The sequence below is a fragment of the Bradyrhizobium sp. UFLA05-125 genome (genome assembly GCF_059803515.1).
This window is the reverse complement of record NZ_JBANBJ010000002.1, coordinates 18,578-39,502: the sequence shown is the minus strand read 5'-3', so window position 1 is coordinate 39,502 and position 20,925 is coordinate 18,578. Positions and strand designations below refer to the sequence as shown.

The following is a 20,925-nucleotide window of genomic DNA, read 5'->3' as shown; positions in this document are numbered from 1 at the left end:
AGTTGACCGCCTCACGTCGGAGAATTTCAGATTTGGGATTGCCGCATCGTATTTCGTTATGGCTCGTCCTTCGATCCGCTCAGAGGCGATGTTGGGCTGCCAGTAGCGCCGGCAGCCGAGCCGGAGGAGCAATCGAACGGCCTCCAGTTCTTACCGATGATCTCGAGCAATATCTTGTAAACAGCGAATGCGGCATCGGACAAAGCAACGTTGTCGGAAATGCATAGCGACATTTGCTGCGACGCCGACGGCGCATCGATCCGACGAATGCAGAGTTCATCCAGGTTCGGCAATGCCTCTGCGATGGACATGGGTAGCACGGCAGCACCCATCCCGGCTGCAATCGCCGAAGACAGGGTCGATTGTGAATGGATCTCCGCGACGATGCGCGGGCGGAGCCCAACCTCGGCGCAGACCCGTTCGACCGTCTGTCGCAGGAAGGATTCCCGATATGGAAGCAGCAGATCAAATTGCGCGACCTCCTCCGCAGAAACCTCTTCCGAAGGCATCTGCCCCGAATACATGCTGCGGGGCGCAACAAGATAAAAGTGCTCGCGCATCAGCGGCTTGTAGTCGAGACCGGTCACGGGACGATCGCCGTAGAGGACAGCCATATCCAGGATCCCCTTCAGCACCATTTCGCTGAGCATGACCCCGGAACTGTCGTATATGTGCAGCACGACGCCTGGATAGCGTTCACGTACCTGCATCAGCAGCGGGGTCGCGAGCAATGCCGCCGAGCTGAGCGGCGCCAGGCCGATCGTAACGTTGCCATTCAGCCCCGATCGGTTCTCCAAAATAGTACGCCGCGCTTCGTCGATCTGCCGCTGGATCGATTTGGCATAGCGGTAGAGGATTTGCCCCGCATCGGTCGGCCTGACGCCACGAGCGCTGCGGTCCAGCAGCTTTCGCTTGAAGTCGACCTCCAGGCTGGCGATCTGCTGGCTCAGCGCCGGCTGGGCAATGTTGAGCAGTTTCGCCGCACGCGACATGCTTCCGAGGTCGACGACTTTGACGAAGGCTTCGAGGCGGCGCGTATCCAATACGGGGTTCCCAAGAACGAGGTCATCACGGCGGCAGCAATACGCTGCGGCTATGGGACTAGAACGAAATATTCTTACCACCTGGAACCCGTCGGGCCTATAGGTAACGCTGCACTGAGGAGCCGAACGAATGGGATTTTCAGACTATCGAACGGCGCTGGTGACGGGCGCCTCCTCGGGCATCGGGTCTGCGACGGTTCGCCGCCTGAGCGCCGAGGGGCTGGACGTCTATGCGGTCGCACGCGATGCGGACCGGCTGGCGGCCCTGTCGGCCGAGACCGGGTGCCACGCCTGCGCCGTTGACGTCAGCGACTTGGACGCGCTGACGGCGCTGGCAAACTCGGCTGAATTCGACGTTCTCGTCAACAATGCCGGCCAGTCCCGGCGAGGTAATATCCTGGACACTACGCCTGACGATGTCGACGCCCTGATCGACGTCAATCTGCGCGCCGTCCTGCATCTGACGCGGCTGATCGTACCTGGAATGGCGAAGCGCGACCATGGCCATATCGTCAACATCTCGTCGATCGCCGGCCATTATGCCTTCGGCGGGGGAAATACCGTGTACCACGCAACGAAGGCGGGCATCCATTCGCTCTCGCAGCAGTTGCGCGTCGATCTCTACGGCACCCGGGTTCGCGTGACCGAGGTTTCGCCGGCCCGCGTCGAGACGGAAGTCTTCGGGCGGCTGCTGGGTGATCTTGCCGAGGCAAAGCGTCGCTTTTTCGATGACTACGATGCGCTGCAGCCCGAGGACATCGCCAATTCAATTGCTTTCGCGATCGGCTCCCCCGCGCGCATGAACGTCGCGTTCATGGAGGTGCTGCCGACCCAGCAGGTGGTCGGCGGCCTCAACTTCGCGCAGAGGCATCGGCGGACCACGACTTGATGATCGAGAGGCGCACATCGATACGCTAGACAGGGGCGATGACCGTGGACCTCGCTAAAATCGAGCAACTGGTCGATCTGGTCTCGCGATCGCGCATCGCGGAGCTGGAGCTGACGCAAGACGGGACGCGCGTCCGCATCCTGAAAAGCACTGCGTCGCACGAGGCGAATCCCGTCTCACCTCATGCCCCGCATGGATCGGACGTGATGCGCGTTCCCAGGCACGAGCCGGCACGCGCGCCGGCGGTACCTGATGCTGATGCCGAAGAGATCGTCGTGCCCGCGCCGATGCATGGCGCGTTTTATCGCGCTGCGGCGCCGAATGAGCCGCCCCTGGTGGAAATAGGCACAACCATCGAAGCAGGTCAGAAAATATGCATCATCGAAGCGATGAAGACCTTCATCGACGTCACCGCCGAGGCGTCCGGTGTCGTTCTGGCCGTTCTCGTCGAGGACGGTAACGAGATCGAAGCCGGACAGGCGCTGTTCCGGATCCGACCTGCAGGCCCCTCCTGATGTTCGACAAGGTCCTGATCGCCAATCGCGGCGAGATCGCGCTTCGCATCCAGCGCGCGTGCCGGGCGATGGGTCTCAAGACCGTCGTCATTCACTCCGAGGCGGACCGGGATGCGAGATACGTTGCGCTCGCAGATCAAGCGCTCTGCATCGGACCGGCCGCGGCGAGCAACACCTATCTAAATCCTGCGGCGATCCTGCTCGCAGCGGAAGTCACCGGAGCTCAGGCGATTCATCCGGGCTACGGATTTCTGTCGGAAAGCGCTGATTTCGCCGACAAGATTGCACAGGCCGGCCTCACCTTCATCGGGCCGCCAGCGGACTGTATCCGAACCATGGGCGACAAAGTCGCGGCCAAACGAGCGATGCGGATGGCGGGCGTTCCTTGCGTGCCCGGCCCGGACAGCGCCCTGCCCGATGATCCGGTCGAGGTCCGTGCCATCGCCCGGGAGATCGGGTATCCCGTCATCATCAAGGCGGCAGGCGGCGGTGGCGGGCGCGGCATGCGGATCGTGCGCGCCGAGAATGAACTCGACGACGCGCTTGCGCTGACGCGCGCAGAAGCGAGTCAGGCCTTCAAGAACGCCGCCGTTTACATCGAGAAATTCCTCGAAAAGCCGCGACACATCGAAATTCAAGTCCTGTGCGATCAGCACGACAACCATCTTTGGCTTGGGGACCGCGATTGCTCGCTCCAGCGCCGGAACCAGAAGGTCGTCGAGGAGGCCCCCGCGCCCGGCATCGACCGCGCGCTCGTCGAGCGGGTCGGAGAGAACTGTGTCGAAGCCTGTCGGCGGATCGGTTACCGTGGCGCAGGCACCTTCGAATTCCTCTATGAAGACGGGCAGTTCTTCTTCATCGAGATGAATACGCGCGTCCAGGTCGAGCACCCCGTTACCGAGATGACTACGGGCATCGACATCGTCAAGGAGCAGATTCGCATCGCACGCGGCGAGTCGTTGCTGATCTCGCAAACGGGTATCGCGCGGAGCGGTCATGCCGTGGAGTTTCGCATCAATGCGGAAGACCCGGTCACCTTTGTGCCTTCGCCAGGCGCCGTGACGCGCTGGGACGTTCCCGGCGGCATCGGCATCCGTGTCGATTCGCACATCGTCACCGGTGCCAACGTTCCGCGTTATTATGACTCCTTGATCGGCAAGCTCATCGCCCACGGCGCCACCCGCGACGAGGCACTGGCGCGCGCACGTGTCGCGCTATCCGAACTGCGCGCCGAGGGCGTCAAGACCAATGTGCCGCTGCATCAGGCCATTCTGTCAGATCCAATATTCTGCCGGGGTGGCTACGACATCCACCATCTGGAGCATTGGATGGCTGTGCGGAGAGCCATAAAATGACGGCTCTCGATCGACCACGGATCAGCCTGCTCGGCACGTCAGCTCTTCTGTTCGAGGCCCCCGGCACGTTCGACCTGGCCCACCAGCAACGCATCTGGGCGCTCGCCGCTGCGGCTTCGAAATGGCCGGGAATCCGCGAAGCCATCCCGGGCATCACCAACCTGATGCTGACCTTCCAAACACCCCCCCGCCAACTGGACTCGCTGATCGCGGCCCTCAACGATGGATGGGACGAAGCGCAGGAGTTTGCGATCGGGGGGCGCGAGATCAAGCTGCCGGTCACCTACGGCGGAGAGATCGGATTGTCACTCCAGGCCGTTGCCGAACACACCGGCCTGTCCGTTGACGACGTAGTATCGATCCATGCCGCGCCCCTCTACACCGTGTTCGCGCTGGGAAGTCATCCCGGCTATTGCTACCTCGGCGGCATGGACCCTCGCATAACCATGCCGCGTCGCCAGACGCCGCTGCAACGTTCCGCCGGCGGCTCAGTGTCCATCGGTGGATCGCAGACGGGCGTCTCCGCTTCACCGGGCCCAAGTGGTTGGCACGCCATCGGACACACGACCTGGACGTTCTTCGATCCGTCCTGGCAGACGCCGGCCGCGCTCGCGCCGGGCGACACCATCCGCTTCGAGATCGAACGGGTGATCCGTTGATCGAGATCCTCTCAGCTCTCGGCCCGACCAGTGTCCAGGACCTCGGCCGCTTCGACCAATACCGGTTCGGGGTCGGCACGTCGGGCGCGATGGACGACGTTGCCTTGCGCGCCGGCAACATCCTGCTTGGCAATGACGAGAACGCGGCGGCCATTGAGATCCCGATGACGCCGTTCAAGCTTCGCTTCTGCCGGAATATGGATTTTGCGCTTACGGGCGCCGAGGTCGACGTCGAGATCGGAGGACGAACGATCCCACCATGGTGGCGGTCACATGCGCGCGCTGGCGACATTCTCAATCTCAAGGCGATGCCCCGTGGCGCGCGATGCTATCTGACCGTCAGTGGCGGCATCGACGTTCCGGTAGTCTTGGGATCACGGAGCACTCAGTTCCGCGGCGAGTTCGGCGGTCTTCACGGGCGACCGCTCCAGCCGGGAGACATGCTGCAATGCGCCGAGCCCAAACCAGCGACGGGCATCGGCGAGCTCGGGATCGAACCGGCCGACATCGTCCTCGCCCGGCCGAATGCGCCAGCGGACGATATCCCGGTCAGGGTCGTGATCGCCGGCGAATACGGCGCGTTCGACAGCGCCACACAGGAGTTGTTCTGGCGCAGCAGCTGGAAGATTACGCCACAGAGCAACCGCTACGGTTATCGCCTGCAAGGTCCCGCCGTGAAACCGATCGCACCGATCGAAAAACGGTCGCACGGCATCGTCCCGGGTGTCATTCAGATCCCGCCCAATGGACAGCCCATCATTCAGATGCGCGATGCGCAGACCTCCGGCGGCTACCCGAAAATCGCAACCGTGATCAGGGCTGATCTTTGGCGCGTCGGACAGGCAAGGCTCGGCGGCAGACTGCGGTTCGAGCAAACTCCGTATTCGGATGCGCTTGCAGCCGAGACCGATATCTCGGCCTATCTTGATCGGCTCAGGACCAACGTTCGACTTCTCGAGGAGCTTCGCAGATGCCGATAGATGCATCCCACATCGAACGCCTGGCCAGGCTCCTGGAGATATACGGCGTCGCGTCCATCGAGGTCGAGGACAAGGACCAGTCGTTGAAACTCGTCGTGGAGACCGGCGCGTCTTCGGCGGCGCCTGCCGCAGCATCCAGCCCTCACCAGGATCCGCACGTCGTCGCGACGGCAAATGTCGCGGGGCATTTCCTCGCCGGGCATCCCTGGCGGGCAAAACCCTTCGTCGAGGCGGGCCAACGGATCGAGGCCGGCGCGATCGTCGGCCTCGTCAAGGTTGGCCTGATCTATGCGCCAGTTCTTTCTCCGGCCGAGGGTATCCTCGATGCTGTCCTCGCCGAGACGGGCGCGCTGGTCGGCTACGGAACGCCCATCGCCAGGATTCGCCCCTTTGTCGAGGCCTGCCCGACCTGAACGACGGCACGCCCGCCCAAGCAACGCATTCTAGAGCATGATCCGGACCCGAAGGGCCACGTCAGTGCACAATGTGGTGCTGTTTTCCCTCGCGACAAACGCGGAACGCGTTTGCGCGGAGATGTAGCTCAAACAGCAGGCCAAAGCGCGATGACGATTCATCCTGATCTCATCGCGCTTTAGTCCACCAACACCTTCGCCGGGGCGACCTCTCCGCCACCCTGTTCCACCACGCGCCGCACCGTGGCCGCGAGATCGACGGAGCCGGGGGTGTCGCTGTGAATGAGGATCGAACGCGCCTCAACCTTGATCGATTTGCCTTCGATCGTCTTCACCGTGCCGCCGTCCAAAAACCTCTGGACCCGTTCTGCCACGGCCTCTGACGAGGTGATGACCGAATTGGGCAGCTTGCGGGACACGAGATGGCCGTTCTCGTCGTAGGCACGATCGGCAAGAAAGAGCGTCAACACCCGCAGGCCGACTCTGCGCGCGGCGCGCACGATCTCGGCGTCGGGCTGCGAAAACACGATGAAGTCTCGATCGATGGTTGCGATTGCGCGGGCGACCACGGCGGCCATGTCCGCATCGGCGTTCACCATATTGCCCATCGCCGCGTGGAAGCTGACATGGGTCACGCGATGGCCGGCATTGGCCGCGATGCCCTGGAGTGCACCGATCTGATAGACCATATGCTTCTCGAGCTCCGCTGCATCCATCTGGATCACGCGGCGGCCAAATCCAAGCAGATCCGGCAGACCCGGATGCGCGCCGACTTCGACCCCCTTGGCCTTTGCCATGCGGACCGTGCGATCCATGATGATGGGGTCGCCGGCATGAAAGCCGCACGCCACATTGGCAGATGAGACGATTCCCATGAGCGCCTCGTCGTCACAAATGCGATAGTTGCCGAAGCCTTCGCCCATGTCCGAGTTGATGCCGATTTTCATGTTTGAACCATCCTTCTTGATTGTTGCTTAGTTCCACTCAGAGAGCTCGATAAAGATCGGCCGTGGCGCGCACCCTACCGATGTAGTCGTTGACGGGAGCCATGGCGGCAACGGCGTCCTGGTAACTGACCTCGCTGAAAGCGATGAATGATCCCGACCGCGCTTGGCCCAGGCGCCAGAGATCTGCCTGGATCACCGCGGCCATCTTCGGATATCCCCCGGCCGTGTTGGCGTCGCTCATCTGGATGATCGGCTCGCCGCCCGGCGGCACCTGTACGACGCCGGCCACCACGCCGTGCGAACGCATCTCGACTGGCGCAGCCAATGTCAGCTTCGCTCCGCTAAGCCGATATCCGCCGCGATCACTCTGCGCGCTGATCTTCCATCTCGTCGACCAGAACGTCGCCTGCACCTCCTTGGAAAACAGGTCGTGCTCTCCAGCGCGTACGACGCGCACCCGCAGAATGCGGTCCTCCGCCGGATCGGGCTCCGCGATCGAGACCTCGGGTGGCTCGGCACCAAACTCGACCCGGCTCAACGATTGGCGCTGCGGATTCCCAACCGGCACAACGTCGCCCGACTGCAAGGCCCGCCCCTCCAATCCGCCGAATCCCGCACGAAGATGCGTGCTCCGTGAGCCAAGCACCGGTGGAACGTCGACGCCTCCCTCGAACGAGACATATACGCGAGCACCGCGTTTGGGCGCGCTGATCGAGAGGACATCCCCTGCCCTCGCCCGCATGCACCACCAGGGCGGAACGGCTCGCTGCCCCAACCTTGCGTCACAATCAGCTCCAGTAAGCGCAAATGAGACGTCCGCGTTGAAACGCAGGCGGAATGGAAACGTCTGCACCTCGATACTTGCGGCATCACCATCGTTGCCGAGAAGCGCGTTTCCAGCCTCGAGGGCGACCGGGTCCATGGCGCCAGACGTGCTCACACCGAAGCGGCGCACACCGCGGCGACCGTGGTCCTGAATCGTGTTGAACGCGTGGCTCGTCAGGATCTCGATCACAATTCGATCCGATCTATTCTGAACTTGACGCGATCGCCTGGAGCCATCAGCGACGGCTGCGTCTTGCGGGGATCGAACATCGTCATCTCGGCCCAGCCGATCGCGTTCCAGCCGTTCGGGCTCGTGAGCACCGCAACGCCGGTCTGCATCCCGCCGATCGTCACCGAACCGGCGCGCATGTTGAGCGATGGGACCGACTTGCGTGGCATGAAAATGCGGGGATCAAGGCCATGGAGATAACCGAAACCCGGGGAGCTCGCGATCGCACAGACAGTATAGTCGCCCTCACTGTGGATCCTGATCACTTCCCGCGCCGACAAACCCGAGCGCGCAACTACCGCCGGCAAATCGAAGCCAAGTTCGCCGCCATAAACAACGGGAATCTCGATCAGCTTGCCGCCCGCATTGCGCGGGCTCAAGCGATGCCAGAGTTCGACGATATCAGCCGCGATTGCGCCGATGTCGTTCGGCGGCAGCACAAACGTGAGCATGACGTTGGTCACGCCAACAACGGCCTCTTCGACATTGGGCCAGGACGAAAGTACGTCGGCAAGCGACCAGACGCGGCCCTGTTGAACAAGGTCGAACTCCCCTGGAGCCTCCACCAGCATAGCCAGTGTGCCGATCAGACTGATCTTTGGGTCCTTCTCGAGCACGCCGATGAAGGGAGAGGCCCGCTGGGTGATCGACAAATGGCGCTCCGGAGATCGACGTGCGGCCCTGTGGCCGCTATACCCTATCTAGATGACGCGCACGAGCCGAACCAACACGTTGTCGCTCTGCGGGTATAGGGGATACTGATTGCTGGCGCCCCCCCGCCGCCCGCACTGCGACGTATGGCAGCGAGCGCACCACTTGCGCTCGCCATCCAGGTCGATGGTCCTCGGCTTCCAACCGTGACTTTAGTGTCGCGCAATGACGTGATTGCTCGGCGCGTTCCATCGCGCAACGACCTGCTGCCCTACCGCGTAGCGGAGCTCCGATTGCTGCGATTGGTTTTGCTCGAACACGATCAGTTGCTCACCGCTCGCCGTCTTTAGATAATAGTGACTGACGAAGCCGCGATAGACGACCTGATCGATCCGCGCAGCTACACTGTTTGGTCGATCATCCGCAACACCCTGGCTGGCTCCCTCGACGATGATCGCTTCCGGCCTGATCGAGACCATTACGTCAGCCGCAGAAGCAGGCACCTGATCGACCTGGAGCTTCAGATCCTGTGACACGCGAATGATCGCGCCATTTCCGTTCCGTTGCTCGACCCTGCCCTCGAACAGATTGGAGGCACCGATGAACTGTGCAACGAATTTCGAGGCTGGGCGCTGATAGATCTCGGTGGCCGAGCCGACCTGCTCGAGCTTACCGTCCCGCATCACCACGATCTTGTCGGCCATCGTCAGGGCTTCGTCCTGGTCGTGCGTGACCATGATAGTGGTCAGGCCCAGTCGTCGCTGAAGGGCTCGCAATTCGACCTGCATGCTTTCGCGAAGCCCCTTGTCGAGGGCACCCAATGGCTCATCGAGCAGCAGCATCGCAGGCTCGATCACCAGCGCTCGCCCCAGCGCAACGCGCTGTTGCTGGCCGCCCGAGAGTTGGGCGGGATAGCGCTTCCCGAAGTTCGACAACTGGACGAGGCTCAGCGCAGCGGCGACCTTCTTGGCGGCCTCCGCCTTGCCGATCCCGCGCATCTGTAGGCCGAATGCGATGTTCTCCTCGATCGTCATGTGCGGAAACAACGCATAGTTCTGGAACAGCATTCCGATGTTGCGACGATGCACGGGCACGTCGGTAATCTTCGCGTTGTTAACCAGGACATCACCGGATGTCGGGCGGATCAGTCCAGCGATCATGCGAAGGCAGGTCGTCTTCCCGCATCCGCTCGGCCCGAGCAAGGCAATCATATGACCCGGCTCGATCGTCAGAGATACCTCATCGACCGCAACAAAGCGGTTGTACTCCTTGCTGAGGCGTTCAAGCCTGACTTCGGAAGACCTCATGGTTACCCGCCTCAGCTCGTGAAGACTTGGTTGTAACGCTCCAGCCAGGGGCCACGGCGCGGCACGATGAAATTCCAATCGGGTGTGAAGAGCCCGAGATCGGTGGCCTTCGTATCCGGATATGCGAGGAACTTCGCCGTCTCCGGCTTGAAGTCGATGCCGCTAACCGAGGGCGCGCTCAGCGTCTGCTCGGAAAGCATCTTGGCGACCGACGGCTCGAGAATTCGGTTGATGAGTGCGGCTCCCAGTTCCGGTTCGGGCGCATTCTTGACCACCGTCATGCTGTTGATGCCCGTGAACGCGCCTTCTTTGGGGAAGGTCATGTCGAGAGGCATGCCCTTCGCCGTATGCGGGTAAATGGCCTTCGAGTACTCGATGCCGCCGATCGTCGCCTGCCCCTGGGCGACCTGGAGGACCTGCGCCTCGCTGTCATAGATCGTCAGCACGTTCGGCTTGAGCGTCGCCAGCTTGTCCCAGCCCTGGTCGACCAGGTACTGGGCCTCCTTGAACGGCTTGCCCGTCACGAGCGACGTCGCGGCGATGAGCATCAGCACGCTTTGGGTGTTCTTCGGCGTGTTCAGGAGAATTTGCTTGCGATACTTCGCATCGAAGATCTGTTCGTAGCTCTCGATCGGCTTCGTCACCTGTGGGTTGATGAACAGCGCGGCGCTCGAGATCGAGAATCCGACACCGTAGCCGTCCTCGAAGATGTAGCGCGGATATACCTTCGCGAGATTGGGAATCTTGGCGGGATCGAGCTTGTCGATCAACCCTTCCTGCTTCGCCTGCGGGATGCCGACGTCATCCATCATCATGACGCTGTATCGTGGCGTCTCGCGCGTCGCGCGAAGTGCGGCGATGTTGGAGAGCGTGGCGCCTTCAATCGTGAAGACGCGACACTTGAACTCGGCCTCGAACTTGGGAATGACCTCCTTCTGGATCAGCTTGCCCAGAGCGGAGTTGTAGACGCCGACATGAAGCTGCTTGGCGTCCTGTGACCAGGCCCGGCTGATGATCGTCGGGAAAGCAACCGCGGATGCACCGGCCTTGATGAGAGTCCTACGCGTCAGTCTCATGGTCCAATCTCCATCTACGAAAGTAAATCAGGCGGCCAGCGCGCGGCGAAGACCTACCAGCTTTTCCAGAACCAGGACGCCGACCATCGCCATCAGGATGATGATCGTCGACATCGCGGGCACGGAAGGGTCAAAGACGTTGACGAGCTGCCGCATCAGCACGAGCGGCACCGGAGAGTATTCTGAATTCGCGAGCCACATCGTGACCGGGTAATTGTCGAAGGACACCATGAAGGCGAACAGACCACCGGCGGCGACCCCGGATGCGATCTGCGGCAGCGTCACGCGCCAGAAAGTCCACAGCCGGTTCGCACCGAGCGTGCGAGCGGCATCCTCCAGGTTCTCGTCGACCAGTTGCAGGCTCGTGACCACCGTTCGGATGACATACGGCGAGGTCACGACGACATGCCCGATCAGCAGGTTCAGCCTCGCATCCTCGGAACCGAGCTTGGTGAGAACCTGGAGCAGCGCAAGGCCGGTCACCAAGGCAGGGAAAATCAAGGGCGAGAGCAGGAAGCCCTTGATGGCCGCCAGGCCGAAGAAGTTTCCGCGCACCAGCGCAAAGGATGCCGGCACGCCGAACAGCAGCGAACCCGCCGTCGTGCCGAGCGCGAGCAGGATGCTCAGCCGCATCGCTTCCAGGAAGTCACGGTCCCCGAGCACCTTGACATACCACTTGAGCGTAAAACCCTGGGGCGGAAACGTCACGAAGTAGGAGTCGGAAACAGACACCGCCATGACGAGAAGCAGCGGCGCCATGATGAAGACCATCATCGCGGTCGTGATCGCGTACAGGACATAGGCGCCAAAGCCGGAAAAATGCTCGTCCATCAGCTCGGCCTCCGAAGACGGCGGCCCTCGAGAAGCCACATCGAGAAGCCATTCACTGCGAAAACGACACCTACCAGGACCACGGCGATCGCGGCGCCGAACGGCCAATCGTACACGACGAAAATCTGCTGCTCGATCAGATTGCCCAGCATGACCGCGGAAGCCCCTCCCAGGATGGCGGGGATGACGAAGGATCCGGCCGTCAGCGAGAACACCAGGGTGAAACCCGCCACGAAGCCGGGCATGCTCAACGGCAGCGTTACCCGCAGGAAGACTTTCCACCACGGCGCGCCAAGAACGCGGGCCGCGTCCTCCAGATTGCGATCGATCTTGCCGAGCGCGGACGCCAGCGGCAGCACCATCATCGGGAAGAACACATGCAGGGATCCGATGACGACGGCCTTCTCGGTGTAGAGGACTGAAACCGGCGCGTCGACGATGTGCAGCGTCATCAGGATCCAGTTCAGCATCCCTTTCGGGCCGTTCGCCAGGATCAACTGCCAGCCGTAGCCGCGCACGACGACGCTGACGACCAGCGGCGCGATGACGATGAGCGTGATAATTCGCGTGACGAGGGGGCGACTCTTCACCATGACCAGCGCGACCGGATAGGCCAATACAGTCGCAAGGGCTGACGTGATCAGGCTGATCCTCAGCGTCGTCCAGAACACGCGCGCATAGAGCTCGACATCAATGAGCCTCGCATAGTGCGCAAGCGTGAAAGGAGGCCCGATGATGCCCTGGCTGTTCTGGGTTTGAATGCTCGAGAACAGCAGCCTTATTGCCGGATAGAAGAAGAAGTAGGTCAGAAAAGCCAGCATCGGGAGCGCGAGCAGCCCGGCAGGCAAGTTCAGGCGCCAGCGCGATCCCTGTCGGGCCTCTGGTTGGGCCCCTACAACTGCCACCGCATCGTCGCTGGTCATTGCTGGGCGTCCCCGACTGCGCGATCCCAAGATCTACCCCTCTTTAAGCAAAGCTTAGACGCCGGCACCCGATAGGACCAAGATTGTCTCCATTTAGGGGCATTGCAAACGGTTATGACAATGGCTGCGGCACCCTGCCCGAACTCCGGTCATCGGATGCCTCGTCCGACATCCGTCAACGCAAACCTTCGCAGAAGGTCGCAATGCGCCGGCAGCCCTCCTTCAGCGTCTCGATGTCGGTCGCGTAGGAAATGCGGAAATACGGGCTCATTCCATAAGCCCCGCCGTGAACGGCGGCGACGTACTGCTCCTCCAGAAGGGCCGAGATGAAGTCGGCATCGGTCTCCAGCCGACGTCCTCCCTTGGACGTCTTGCCGATGCAACCGGCGATGTTCGGGAACACGTAAAATGCACCCTGCGGCTTGTGGCAGGTGATCCCGGGGATCCGATTGAGGAGCGAGACCACCAGATCGCGCCTGTCGCGATAGATATCGGCCCGCTCTTTCAGATACCCCTGAGGACCATCCAGAACCGCCACGGCGGCCGCCTGGCTGAGCGTGCAGATGCCGCCCGTCGCCTGACCGTGGACATTGTTCATGGCGGCAATCAAGCTTTTGGGGCCACCGCAATAGCCAACACGCCATCCCGTCATGGCGTAGGCCTTGGAAGCGCCGTTCACCGTTACGACGCGCTCCTTCAGCCTGGGCTCGACCTCCGCGATCGTGCAGAACTCGAAGCCGTCATAGGTGAGGTGTTCATAGATGTCGTCGGTGAGGATCCAGACATCAGGATGCTTCAACATGACGTCCGCGATCGCGCGCATCTCGGCGCGCGAGCAGGCGGCACCGGTCGGATTGTTCGGGAAGTTCAGGATCAGCCACTTCGTCTTTGGCGTGATCGCAGCCTCGAGATCCGCCGGCCGCAGCTTGAACTGGTTGTTCTCCGGGCATGGCACCGAAACCGGCGTCGCCTCGGCGAGGAGAACGATGTCCGCGTAGGTGATCCAGCCTGGCGCCGGAATGACCACCTCGTCGCCGGGATTGCAGGTCGCGAACAGCGCGTTGAAGATGATCTGCTTGCCGCCATTGGCGATCAGGATTTCATCAAGGGCATATTCGAGATTGTTCTCGCGCTTGAACTTACGTTGGACCGCAGTTCTCAGGGCCACCGTCCCTGGCATCGCCGGGTATTTGGTATCCCCTGCCAGTGCCGCCCGATGCGCGGCATCGATGGCATGCGGAGGCGTCGGGAAATCGGGCTCGCCGGACGACAGGCTGACGATCTCGACGCCCGCATCGCGCAACTCACGCGCCTTGTCCGTCATCGCCGCCGAGGCGGACACTTTTACCGTTTTGAGGCGGTTCGCAAGTTTAGGCATCGTCAGCTCCGTTTCTTGATCTCTGTCTGTTGCGCGGCCTCGGGTCGACGCGCAAATCGCAGGTCACCTACGACCTGAAACGTTGGAATGACCTCGAGCATCGCGACGTTCATGCGCATCGGCGATCCCACCGCGAACGCGATTGCGTCCGCGATGTCCTCGGGTTGAAGCGTCTCGAAGGCGCCGACAAAGCGATCATTCCCGTCGCCGCCGATGTCCGGGTTCTGGAAAATGCCGGTCGCGACCCGCCCCGGGGACACTTCGGTGACGCGAACCCGGGTGCCGTAAAGATCCACGCGCAATTGCTGCGACAGCGAATGGACGCCCGCCTTGGTCGCGTGATAGGCGACAGACGAATTGAACGTCGTCGCATTCTCGCCGAACGCATAGCAGCCGGCGATGGAGGAGATGTTGATGACATGCCCGCGGTCGCGCTTGGCCATGCCCGGAACGATCAGCCGCGTGAGATGCAGGACTGCCCGCATATTCACGTCCACCAGCGTGTCGACGTCCTCATGGGCGGTATCCAGAATATTGCTGCGCCGGGACTGGCCGGCATTGTTGACGAGCACGTCGAACTCGGCCGAGCCTGCCAGTTCCGTCAACGCGCCGAGGTCATTCACGTCAACGGCACGGGCGCGGCAACCGGTCTCTGCCGACAGCACCGCCAACCGTCCCGCGTCCCTGGCGGTCGCGTAGACATCGAGGCCCTCCGCGCTCAAGCGGCGAACCGTCGCAGCCCCGATTCCCGAGGATGCACCCGTCACCAATGCCGTTCGCAATTCCGCAAATCCCATCCGCACGGCTCTCTTGCGATCAAGCGGAGCGGCGGAACACTACGTTCACATAAATGGATGCGGATAGAACCGTTTCGATCTGCCCTCATAAGCATGGCCGATAGCTCCACAGGCCCCGCTGGCAGTCCCATAAGCGTCACCAATACCGGCAGAGTGAATTGCTCTTACTCGCTTCCAGCCACGTCCCCCTACATTCGCTCCGGCCGTTTTGGCACACCCTTGGGAAAGAAACGCACATGCTGGAGGTCAACAACCGGATCGTCATGGTCTCGGGCGCCTCGCGCGGCATCGGACGCGCCGTCGTCGATCGACTCCTGGCATCGGGTTTCCGTGTCTCGGCGGGAGTTCGTAATCCGGGCGCGCTCCAGGAGAGTCCGCGGCTCATGACGCACCGCTACGACGCCGACGACGCCGAGAGTCCCAAAGCTTGGGTCAAGGCGACGCTCGCAAGGTGGGGCGGCGTGGATGCCATCGTCAACGCAGCCGGCATCAATCCGAAGGTCCGCGTCTCCGACGAGGGTGAAGACGAATTGGACGACATGTGGCGGATCAACGTCAAAGGCCCGCTGCGTGTCGTCAGGGCGGCCCTGCCCCATCTGGCAGTCTGCGGCCATGGGCGAGTGGTCAACCTCGGTTCACTCGCTGGCAAGCGCGTGGGAAGCAATGTCGGCTACGCCATGACCAAATTCGCCGTAGTCGCACTCACGCACGGCATCCGCCGTGAGGGTCGCGCTGCAGGAATCAGGGCGACCGTCATATGCCCCGGCTATGTCGCCACCGACATGACGCTGAACGATGACGAGATTCCCCGTCACGAGATGAGTCAGCCCGGCGACATCGCGCGGCTGGTTGAGACCGTCCTCATGCTGCCGAACAACGCCTCGGTCTCCGAGCTGCTGGTGCATTGCCAGTTCGAACCGATGTTGTAGCGATGGGGTCGCATGGTCGTCGGTAACCCGCCGCAGCGAAAAGAGGCGCCTGGCGCCGGCTGGCGGGCCTCCGCGATAAAATCTCGAAAACAACCCCATGCAAAGTAGCCGGCAAACCCGAACATGGGGCGCTACGGAATTTACGAAATCGATTGACACGTCGGGCAAATCACCGGCATGATGCCATCATCGCAGACTGGCGCACACGACCTGGCCCTGATCAGGCATTTGCGAGACGGGCTCGAACTTGGCGATGCGCTGGTCCAGGCGCCATAGCTCGATGCGATAGAAGCTAACGAGCGCCTGCGCCTGACGCTTGGCATCCTCCTCACCTTCGCAGACGAGATTGATGCAGCCGAGGACATGGCCGTCGGGATCAATCTGGAATGCCCGGTAATGCTTCATGATCTGCCCTCTCCTTGCCAGCGCCTGCGGACGGCCGGGGCGGTCAACCAATCGGTCAGACTGGAAGCCACCTCGTCCTGCTTCGCACGGCGGAGCAACATCTCCCGCTCCTTGCCGGCCGGAAGGCGGCGGGCAGTTTGGCGGGCCTGTTCGGCCGAGATCTGCAAACGCTCCTGAAGCGAATGCGTCTGTTTCCTTCGATTGCGCTTTGCGGTCATTTTCTGTTCACGAATGATCTGCCTTGAGGGGAATCGACCCCGACTGGTTGCTCAGAGCGCCGGGGCCGATCACCTGCAGCACCGGAGGCGGCCCCGGCGACAGCCTTTGTAGATTCGGAGCGGAACCGGGTTCCGGCATTTCCATAGGTTAAGCAAATGCGATTGTTACGAGCAGGCTGACGAACGCTGCATCGCAGTATGATGGATCGCCACGGTCTCGCGTTCGGGCGACACGATATGCCCGGAGCTTCTCCGCATACGTCAGAGGCTCTGAATGCTGGATCGCCCGCTCCTGTGCGCGATTGCGCACAAGGTTGATGATACCGATAGTTGATGCTCGCAATGACGAAATTGTTGAAACTGCGCGCCGCACTCTCGCGGTCATGCACCGCTCGACCGGTGCATGACAGCGAGCATTCGAAGCTACCTGCTGCGATAGAGTTGCAGATAGCTCGGCGAGTACAGCGCGGCGTCCTTGAGTGCATCGAGATCGTTGATGGTCAACGTTCGCTCGCGGAGCACGATCAGGCCCGCGGCGCGCAATTCCTGCACGGTACGATTGAGATGGACCACCGACAGGCCTGTGGCATCGGCCAGATCCATCTGGGTTACCGGCATGATACAGGAATTGCCGTCGACCATTCCGACCGGACGCAGCCGCTCGAAAATCTCGCAGAACAGATGCGCGACGCGCTCCAGCGCGACACGGCGGCCGAGATTGATGGCCCATTCGCGCTGGATCGCACCGTTCACGAGCGTCTCGCACCAGAACGCTTCCGCGAGCGACCGGTCGCTCGCGACAAGGCTCTCGAAGCGCGCACGCTTGATTTCCGTATAAACCACCGGCGTCAGCGTCGCGATCGAGTGGTCCATCACCGCCAGCAGGAACGCATGCGCATCGCAGGTCTCGCCAGGAAAAATGAAGTTGACGATCTGGCGCCGGCCGTCCTCGAGCGTCTTGTAACGGCAGAGCCACCCCGACAGCACGATGCGGACGCTGTCGACGGAATCGCCCTCGGAGATCAGATCCTCGCCCGATCCGGCGCGCTGCATCCCTTCGAGAGCGACGTGCTCGAGCAAAGCGGAGGCTTCGGCCGACAACGACCGCAGCGCGCTCAGCCTGCGGACGACCGGATCAGTCACGCTTCGATCGAGAGTAGAGACGGGCATCAACTAGCTCCCCCCGGCGTATGGAACGTACGCTTGCTCAAGGGAATGGTAATCGTGCATTGCAGTCCCGAAACGCTGAACGCCATCGTCGTCTGCCCCTTGAACTCGAACGCCAGCGTGCGCTCGAGAAGCTCGGTGCCAAAGCCCTTTCGCGGCGGCGGTGTAACCTGCGGCCCGCCCCGCTCGCGCCATTCAAAGACCAACTCCGCCGGGTCGGTGGATTCATCGACGCGCCAGGCGATCTCCACCCGCCCCGTGGGCCGGCTCAAGGCACCATATTTCAACGCGTTGGTCGCAAGCTCATGGATGGCGAGCGCGAAGGTCTCGGCGGCTTTCGGCTGGAGACGCACCTTGGGGCCGGAGACCCGCACCTGCTCGCCTTCCCTGGCATTATAGGCCAGAAGCTCCTCGACGACGAGATATTCGAGATCGACGCCGCCTTCGGGATCGCGTGTCACCAACGCCTGGGTGCGCGCGAAGGCGTTGAGGCGGCCGTCGAGATGGGAGGCATATTCGTCGACGTTCGAGCTCGATTCAGCCGTGCGCCGCGCGATCGAGCGCACGACGCCGAGCGTGTTTCGGACGCGATGCTGGAGCTCGGCGAGCAGCAGGCGCTGCCGCTCCTCGGCGCGGGTGATCGCGGTGACGTCGATGAAGGTAATGACGACGCCGGCGATGAAATTGTCGATGCTGCGATAAGGCAGGATGCGCACGATATAGCGCGTGCCGCTGTCCGGCGCGGTCAGCTCGCGCTCGGCGCTGGCCAGCGTTCGCAGTACCCGGCGCACGTCGTCATAGAGCTCCTCGATCGCAATGCGCGCCTTGATGTGGGCGATAGGGCGGCCGACGTCGGTTTCCACCAGATGCAGAACCTGCGTGATCGCGGGCGTGAAATTCATCACTCGCAAATCGTTGTCGAGGAACACGGTCGCGATTTGCGTGCTCTCGAGGAAGTTCTTCAGGTCGCTCGTGGCACGGGTCAGCTCCTGCACGCGATGCGCCAGCTCGCCATTGACGGTGGTCAGCTCCTCGTTGACCGACTGCAATTCCTCGCGCGAGGTCTCGAGCTCCTCATTGGCCGATTGCAACTCTTCGTTCAGAGACTGGTATTCCTCATTGGAGGATTTCAGCTCCTCGTTTGTGCTCTCGAGCTCCTCGATGGTCGCCTGCAGCCGCTCCCGCGTTGCCCGCAGCTCGCTTTCCAGACGCTCGACATGCTCGGTGCGCACCAGCACGTTGGGGTTATTCTGATTGGTATCGATCACCCGGGCCGGGCCGTCCTTGAACAGGACGAGGAAGTTGCGATGGCCGCCGGCGCCGTCCTGGATCGGCTCGACGGTGATGTCGACCAGCACGCGGTGCCCGTTCAGCCCGAGCTGCACCTGCTCGGCACTGGCGGCCTCATTGGTCTCTGCGGCGCGGCTGAGCGCCGTGCGCAATTCGAGCCTGAGATCGCGATGCACGAGCTGGAGCAGGTCGAGCGTGGCGGCACCCGCGGTCGGCTCGATGTAGCGGCCGGTGCGCCCCGAGAAATGCAGGATCTGGAAATTGTCGTCGGTAATGACGTAGGCCGGCGCGTAGCGCTCGGCGATCCGCTGCGCGCGACGCTCCAGACCCACATCTGGACCGAACGAGCGCACTGGCGGCACCTCGACCGGCACCCTGCCCGCCGCAGTCGTGATCGGAAATTCCGGCGGCAGCCGTGTTCCGGTCTCGAGTTTCTTGAAAATACGGGCGCGGCGGTCGACCGGCGCGAACAGCTTTGGATGCCGCGTCACGTTCTCGGAATTGCCGAGAAACAGGTAGCGGTCCGGCAACAGCGCGAAATGGAACAGCGGGATCACCCGGTTCTGCAGTTCGGAATTGAGGTAGATGAGGAGGTTTCGGCAGGAGACGAGATCGAGCTTGGAGAATGGCGCGTCCTTGATGACGTTGTGTTGCGAGAAGATGCACATCTCGCGCAATTCCTTCACCACGCAATAGGTATCGCCTTCGCGCACGAACCAGCGCGCGAGGCGTTCGCTCGTCATATCCGCCTCGATACTGGTGCGGTAGCGGCCGACCCGCGCAGTGGCGAGCGCGCGCCCGTCGATGTCGGTTGCGAAGATCTGGACCTGCGGTCCGGAATCGAGCCGCGCCATGTGCTCGCGCAAGAGGATGCCGATCGAATAGGCCTCTTCGCCGGTGGCGCAGCCGAGCACCCAGATCCGAACCTGCTGGCCCGCGCCCTTGCCTTCGAAGATCTTCGGAACGATCTGGGTCTCCAGCACCTCGAACTCGCGCTTGTCGCGGAAGAACTCGGTGACGCCGATCAGAAGATCGTTGAAGAGGTGCTGGGCCTCGTCCTTGTCGTTTCGCAGGAAATCGACATAGCCGGGAATCTCGTCGATCTGGACCACCTGCATGCGCCGCTGCACGCGACGAAGGAAGGTGTTCTGCTTGTAGCCGTGGAAATCGTTGCCGGTCTTGTTGCGCAGGATGTCGGCGATACGAGCGAGAGAGGTCGCGGCCGCGGCCAGGACCTCGTCGAAGCCCTGCTTCTCCTCGAGGCGCCGCAGGTGACGGGCATAGACCTGGATGTGTTCGGGGATATCCTCGGGCGGCAGCACGTAGTCGGCGATGGCCGCGGGCGTGTTGCCGTCGAGCAGATGCTCTGGCTCGGGTCTCGCGGACTTCTCGGCGATGGCGAGACCACCGTGGTCCTTGAGCGTCGCGGTGCCGAGCGTTCCGTCGCCGCCGGTACCGGCGAGGATCACGCCGATCGACTGCTCGGCGCGCTCTTCGGCGAGCGACACCAGGAAACTGTCGATCGTCGCACGTTCGCCGGGGGCCTGCTCGGCCTTGCGGATCGCGAACCGGTCGCCCTGGATGGTGGTGATCATCGCCGGCGGGCACAGGTAGATCGTGCCCCCCTCGATCGCTTCGGCTCCACCGATGTCTGCCACCTTGGCGCCATTGGATCCCCGCACGATCTCACGCAGCCGGCCCTCGTCGAAGGCCTCGTGATGCTGAAGCGCCAGGACGATGGCCTGGTCGGACGCCACGGTCAGCTTGGCAAAGAAACGCTCGATGCTGTCCAGAGCACCGGGCGATGCGCCTACCCCGATGATCAGCGGGGCCTTGACCTGACGCTCTCCCTCGACCGGCTGGTCGCCGACTTCATTCATGGCTCTGCTGGCTCTCATTGGCTGGCCGGGAGCAACGGGCGCCCGGCCTCTGCAAATAGCAGAAACCCATGTTACCCCAACAGTTCAAAGGCAGAAATGGTCCAGCGGCTGCCCCCCGGGCGTTGTGATGCGCTGCGCAAACGGCCATTGTCGTGCCGTGACGCCGGAACCCGCGATGCAATTTTCCGAAGAAGTCGCGACCCTGATCAGGCGGGCCG

At 62.4% G+C, this 20,925-nt stretch carries 21 protein-coding genes; 7 read left to right on the top strand and 14 right to left on the bottom strand.

What is annotated here, in order from left to right:
• Positions 1-56: 56 nt before the first annotated feature.
• Complete coding sequence (gene nac, locus SO156_RS03610; RefSeq protein WP_498533873.1) at positions 57-1,043, bottom strand: nitrogen assimilation transcriptional regulator NAC; 987 nt, start codon at positions 1,041-1,043, stop codon at positions 57-59.
• 130 nt (positions 1,044-1,173) lie between these two features.
• Here nac and SO156_RS03605 point away from each other — a divergent pair, with 130 nt between their 5' ends.
• From SO156_RS03605 to SO156_RS03580, 6 genes are read left to right on the top strand one after another with little or no spacing between them, the layout of a single operon-like run.
• Positions 1,174-1,932, top strand: a complete 759-nt coding sequence (locus tag SO156_RS03605; RefSeq protein WP_498533872.1) for an SDR family oxidoreductase — start codon at positions 1,174-1,176, stop codon at positions 1,930-1,932.
• Positions 1,933-1,976: 44 nt separating this feature from the next.
• Positions 1,977-2,447: an acetyl-CoA carboxylase biotin carboxyl carrier protein gene (accB, locus tag SO156_RS03600; RefSeq protein ID WP_498533871.1), complete on the top strand. Its 471-nt coding sequence runs from the start codon at positions 1,977-1,979 to the stop codon at positions 2,445-2,447.
• Positions 2,447-3,802, top strand: coding sequence for an acetyl-CoA carboxylase biotin carboxylase subunit (gene accC, locus SO156_RS03595; protein ID WP_498533870.1), 1,356 nt, complete (start codon positions 2,447-2,449; stop codon positions 3,800-3,802). Before accB ends, accC begins: the two co-directional genes overlap by 1 nt.
• A complete protein-coding gene (pxpB, locus tag SO156_RS03590; protein WP_498533869.1) occupies positions 3,799-4,461 on the top strand; it encodes a 5-oxoprolinase subunit PxpB in 663 nt (220 codons plus the stop codon). The genes accC and pxpB (SO156_RS03590) overlap by 4 nt, the downstream gene beginning before the upstream one ends.
• On the top strand, positions 4,458-5,441 hold the full coding sequence (locus tag SO156_RS03585) for a 5-oxoprolinase subunit C family protein (RefSeq protein WP_498533868.1): 984 nt from the start codon (positions 4,458-4,460) through the stop codon (positions 5,439-5,441). The genes pxpB (SO156_RS03590) and SO156_RS03585 overlap by 4 nt, the downstream gene beginning before the upstream one ends.
• Positions 5,432-5,854 carry an acetyl-CoA carboxylase biotin carboxyl carrier protein gene (locus SO156_RS03580; RefSeq protein ID WP_498533867.1) on the top strand — a complete coding sequence of 141 codons (423 nt, stop codon included), beginning with the start codon at positions 5,432-5,434 and terminating at the stop codon, positions 5,852-5,854. Before SO156_RS03585 ends, SO156_RS03580 begins: the two co-directional genes overlap by 10 nt.
• A 179-nt stretch (positions 5,855-6,033) precedes the next feature.
• Here SO156_RS03580 and SO156_RS03575 read toward each other — a convergent pair whose 3' ends face one another.
• The 9 genes from SO156_RS03575 to SO156_RS03535 form a co-directional block, all read right to left on the bottom strand.
• On the bottom strand, positions 6,034-6,801 hold the full coding sequence (locus tag SO156_RS03575) for a LamB/YcsF family protein (RefSeq protein WP_498533866.1): 768 nt from the start codon (positions 6,799-6,801) through the stop codon (positions 6,034-6,036).
• Positions 6,802-6,838: 37 nt separating this feature from the next.
• A complete protein-coding gene (locus tag SO156_RS03570; protein WP_498533865.1) occupies positions 6,839-7,816 on the bottom strand; it encodes a 5-oxoprolinase subunit C family protein in 978 nt (325 codons plus the stop codon).
• A complete protein-coding gene (pxpB, locus tag SO156_RS03565; RefSeq protein ID WP_498533864.1) occupies positions 7,813-8,508 on the bottom strand; it encodes a 5-oxoprolinase subunit PxpB in 696 nt (231 codons plus the stop codon). The genes SO156_RS03570 and pxpB (SO156_RS03565) overlap by 4 nt, the downstream gene beginning before the upstream one ends.
• A 210-nt stretch (positions 8,509-8,718) precedes the next feature.
• Positions 8,719-9,813 carry an ABC transporter ATP-binding protein gene (locus tag SO156_RS03560; RefSeq protein WP_458142882.1) on the bottom strand — a complete coding sequence of 365 codons (1,095 nt, stop codon included), beginning with the start codon at positions 9,811-9,813 and terminating at the stop codon, positions 8,719-8,721.
• Positions 9,814-9,824: 11 nt separating this feature from the next.
• Positions 9,825-10,889 carry an extracellular solute-binding protein gene (locus SO156_RS03555; RefSeq protein WP_498533863.1) on the bottom strand — a complete coding sequence of 355 codons (1,065 nt, stop codon included), beginning with the start codon at positions 10,887-10,889 and terminating at the stop codon, positions 9,825-9,827.
• 27 nt (positions 10,890-10,916) lie between these two features.
• Positions 10,917-11,720 (bottom strand): ABC transporter permease, encoded by an 804-nt coding sequence (locus tag SO156_RS03550; RefSeq protein WP_458142879.1) that lies wholly within the window; start codon positions 11,718-11,720, stop codon positions 10,917-10,919.
• On the bottom strand, positions 11,720-12,643 hold the full coding sequence (locus SO156_RS03545; protein ID WP_498533862.1) for an ABC transporter permease: 924 nt from the start codon (positions 12,641-12,643) through the stop codon (positions 11,720-11,722). The genes SO156_RS03550 and SO156_RS03545 overlap by 1 nt, the downstream gene beginning before the upstream one ends.
• A 175-nt stretch (positions 12,644-12,818) precedes the next feature.
• A complete protein-coding gene (locus SO156_RS03540; RefSeq protein ID WP_498533861.1) occupies positions 12,819-14,021 on the bottom strand; it encodes a pyridoxal phosphate-dependent aminotransferase in 1,203 nt (400 codons plus the stop codon).
• A 2-nt stretch (positions 14,022-14,023) separates the two neighbouring features.
• Entirely contained in the window at positions 14,024-14,818 is a 795-nt protein-coding gene (locus SO156_RS03535) for an SDR family oxidoreductase (RefSeq protein ID WP_498533860.1), read from the bottom strand.
• 236 nt (positions 14,819-15,054) lie between these two features.
• Here SO156_RS03535 and SO156_RS03530 point away from each other — a divergent pair, with 236 nt between their 5' ends.
• Positions 15,055-15,747: an SDR family NAD(P)-dependent oxidoreductase gene (locus SO156_RS03530; protein ID WP_498533859.1), complete on the top strand. Its 693-nt coding sequence runs from the start codon at positions 15,055-15,057 to the stop codon at positions 15,745-15,747.
• Positions 15,748-15,933: 186 nt separating this feature from the next.
• Here the strand turns inward: SO156_RS03530 and SO156_RS03525 are convergent, their stop codons facing one another.
• The 4 genes from SO156_RS03525 to SO156_RS03510 form a co-directional block, all read right to left on the bottom strand.
• On the bottom strand, positions 15,934-16,152 hold the full coding sequence (locus SO156_RS03525; protein WP_498533858.1) for a hypothetical protein: 219 nt from the start codon (positions 16,150-16,152) through the stop codon (positions 15,934-15,936).
• Positions 16,149-16,370, bottom strand: coding sequence for a hypothetical protein (locus SO156_RS03520; protein WP_458142870.1), 222 nt, complete (start codon positions 16,368-16,370; stop codon positions 16,149-16,151). The genes SO156_RS03525 and SO156_RS03520 overlap by 4 nt, the downstream gene beginning before the upstream one ends.
• Positions 16,371-16,793: 423 nt before the next feature.
• Positions 16,794-17,540, bottom strand: a complete 747-nt coding sequence (locus SO156_RS03515) for a Crp/Fnr family transcriptional regulator (RefSeq protein ID WP_498533857.1) — start codon at positions 17,538-17,540, stop codon at positions 16,794-16,796.
• The gene (locus SO156_RS03510; protein ID WP_498533856.1) at positions 17,540-20,707 is read right to left on the bottom strand and encodes a CheR family methyltransferase; all 3,168 of its coding nucleotides are present in this window, start codon (positions 20,705-20,707) and stop codon (positions 17,540-17,542) included. The genes SO156_RS03515 and SO156_RS03510 overlap by 1 nt, the downstream gene beginning before the upstream one ends.
• Between the last annotated feature and the right edge of the window lie 218 nt (positions 20,708-20,925).

What these genes read in the sequence shown, in the direction of transcription:
- SO156_RS03605 (WP_498533872.1), top strand. Translation starts at nt 1,174, where the DNA reads ATGGGATTTTCAGACTATCGAACGGCGCTGGTGACGGGCGCCTCCTCG.
- accC (WP_498533870.1), top strand. Translation starts at nt 2,447, where the DNA reads ATGTTCGACAAGGTCCTGATCGCCAATCGCGGCGAGATCGCGCTTCGC.
- pxpB (WP_498533869.1), top strand. Translation starts at nt 3,799, where the DNA reads ATGACGGCTCTCGATCGACCACGGATCAGCCTGCTCGGCACGTCAGCT.
- SO156_RS03580 (WP_498533867.1), top strand. Translation starts at nt 5,432, where the DNA reads ATGCCGATAGATGCATCCCACATCGAACGCCTGGCCAGGCTCCTGGAG.
- SO156_RS03575 (WP_498533866.1), bottom strand. Translation starts at nt 6,801, where the DNA reads ATGAAAATCGGCATCAACTCGGACATGGGCGAAGGCTTCGGCAACTAT.
- SO156_RS03560 (WP_458142882.1), bottom strand. Translation starts at nt 9,813, where the DNA reads ATGAGGTCTTCCGAAGTCAGGCTTGAACGCCTCAGCAAGGAGTACAAC.
- SO156_RS03555 (WP_498533863.1), bottom strand. Translation starts at nt 10,889, where the DNA reads ATGAGACTGACGCGTAGGACTCTCATCAAGGCCGGTGCATCCGCGGTT.
- SO156_RS03550 (WP_458142879.1), bottom strand. Translation starts at nt 11,720, where the DNA reads ATGGACGAGCATTTTTCCGGCTTTGGCGCCTATGTCCTGTACGCGATC.
- SO156_RS03545 (WP_498533862.1), bottom strand. Translation starts at nt 12,643, where the DNA reads ATGACCAGCGACGATGCGGTGGCAGTTGTAGGGGCCCAACCAGAGGCC.
- SO156_RS03540 (WP_498533861.1), bottom strand. Translation starts at nt 14,021, where the DNA reads ATGCCTAAACTTGCGAACCGCCTCAAAACGGTAAAAGTGTCCGCCTCG.
- SO156_RS03535 (WP_498533860.1), bottom strand. Translation starts at nt 14,818, where the DNA reads ATGGGATTTGCGGAATTGCGAACGGCATTGGTGACGGGTGCATCCTCG.
- SO156_RS03530 (WP_498533859.1), top strand. Translation starts at nt 15,055, where the DNA reads ATGCTGGAGGTCAACAACCGGATCGTCATGGTCTCGGGCGCCTCGCGC.
- SO156_RS03525 (WP_498533858.1), bottom strand. Translation starts at nt 16,152, where the DNA reads ATGAAGCATTACCGGGCATTCCAGATTGATCCCGACGGCCATGTCCTC.
- SO156_RS03520 (WP_458142870.1), bottom strand. Translation starts at nt 16,370, where the DNA reads ATGACCGCAAAGCGCAATCGAAGGAAACAGACGCATTCGCTTCAGGAG.
- SO156_RS03515 (WP_498533857.1), bottom strand. Translation starts at nt 17,540, where the DNA reads ATGCCCGTCTCTACTCTCGATCGAAGCGTGACTGATCCGGTCGTCCGC.
- SO156_RS03510 (WP_498533856.1), bottom strand. Translation starts at nt 20,707, where the DNA reads ATGAATGAAGTCGGCGACCAGCCGGTCGAGGGAGAGCGTCAGGTCAAG.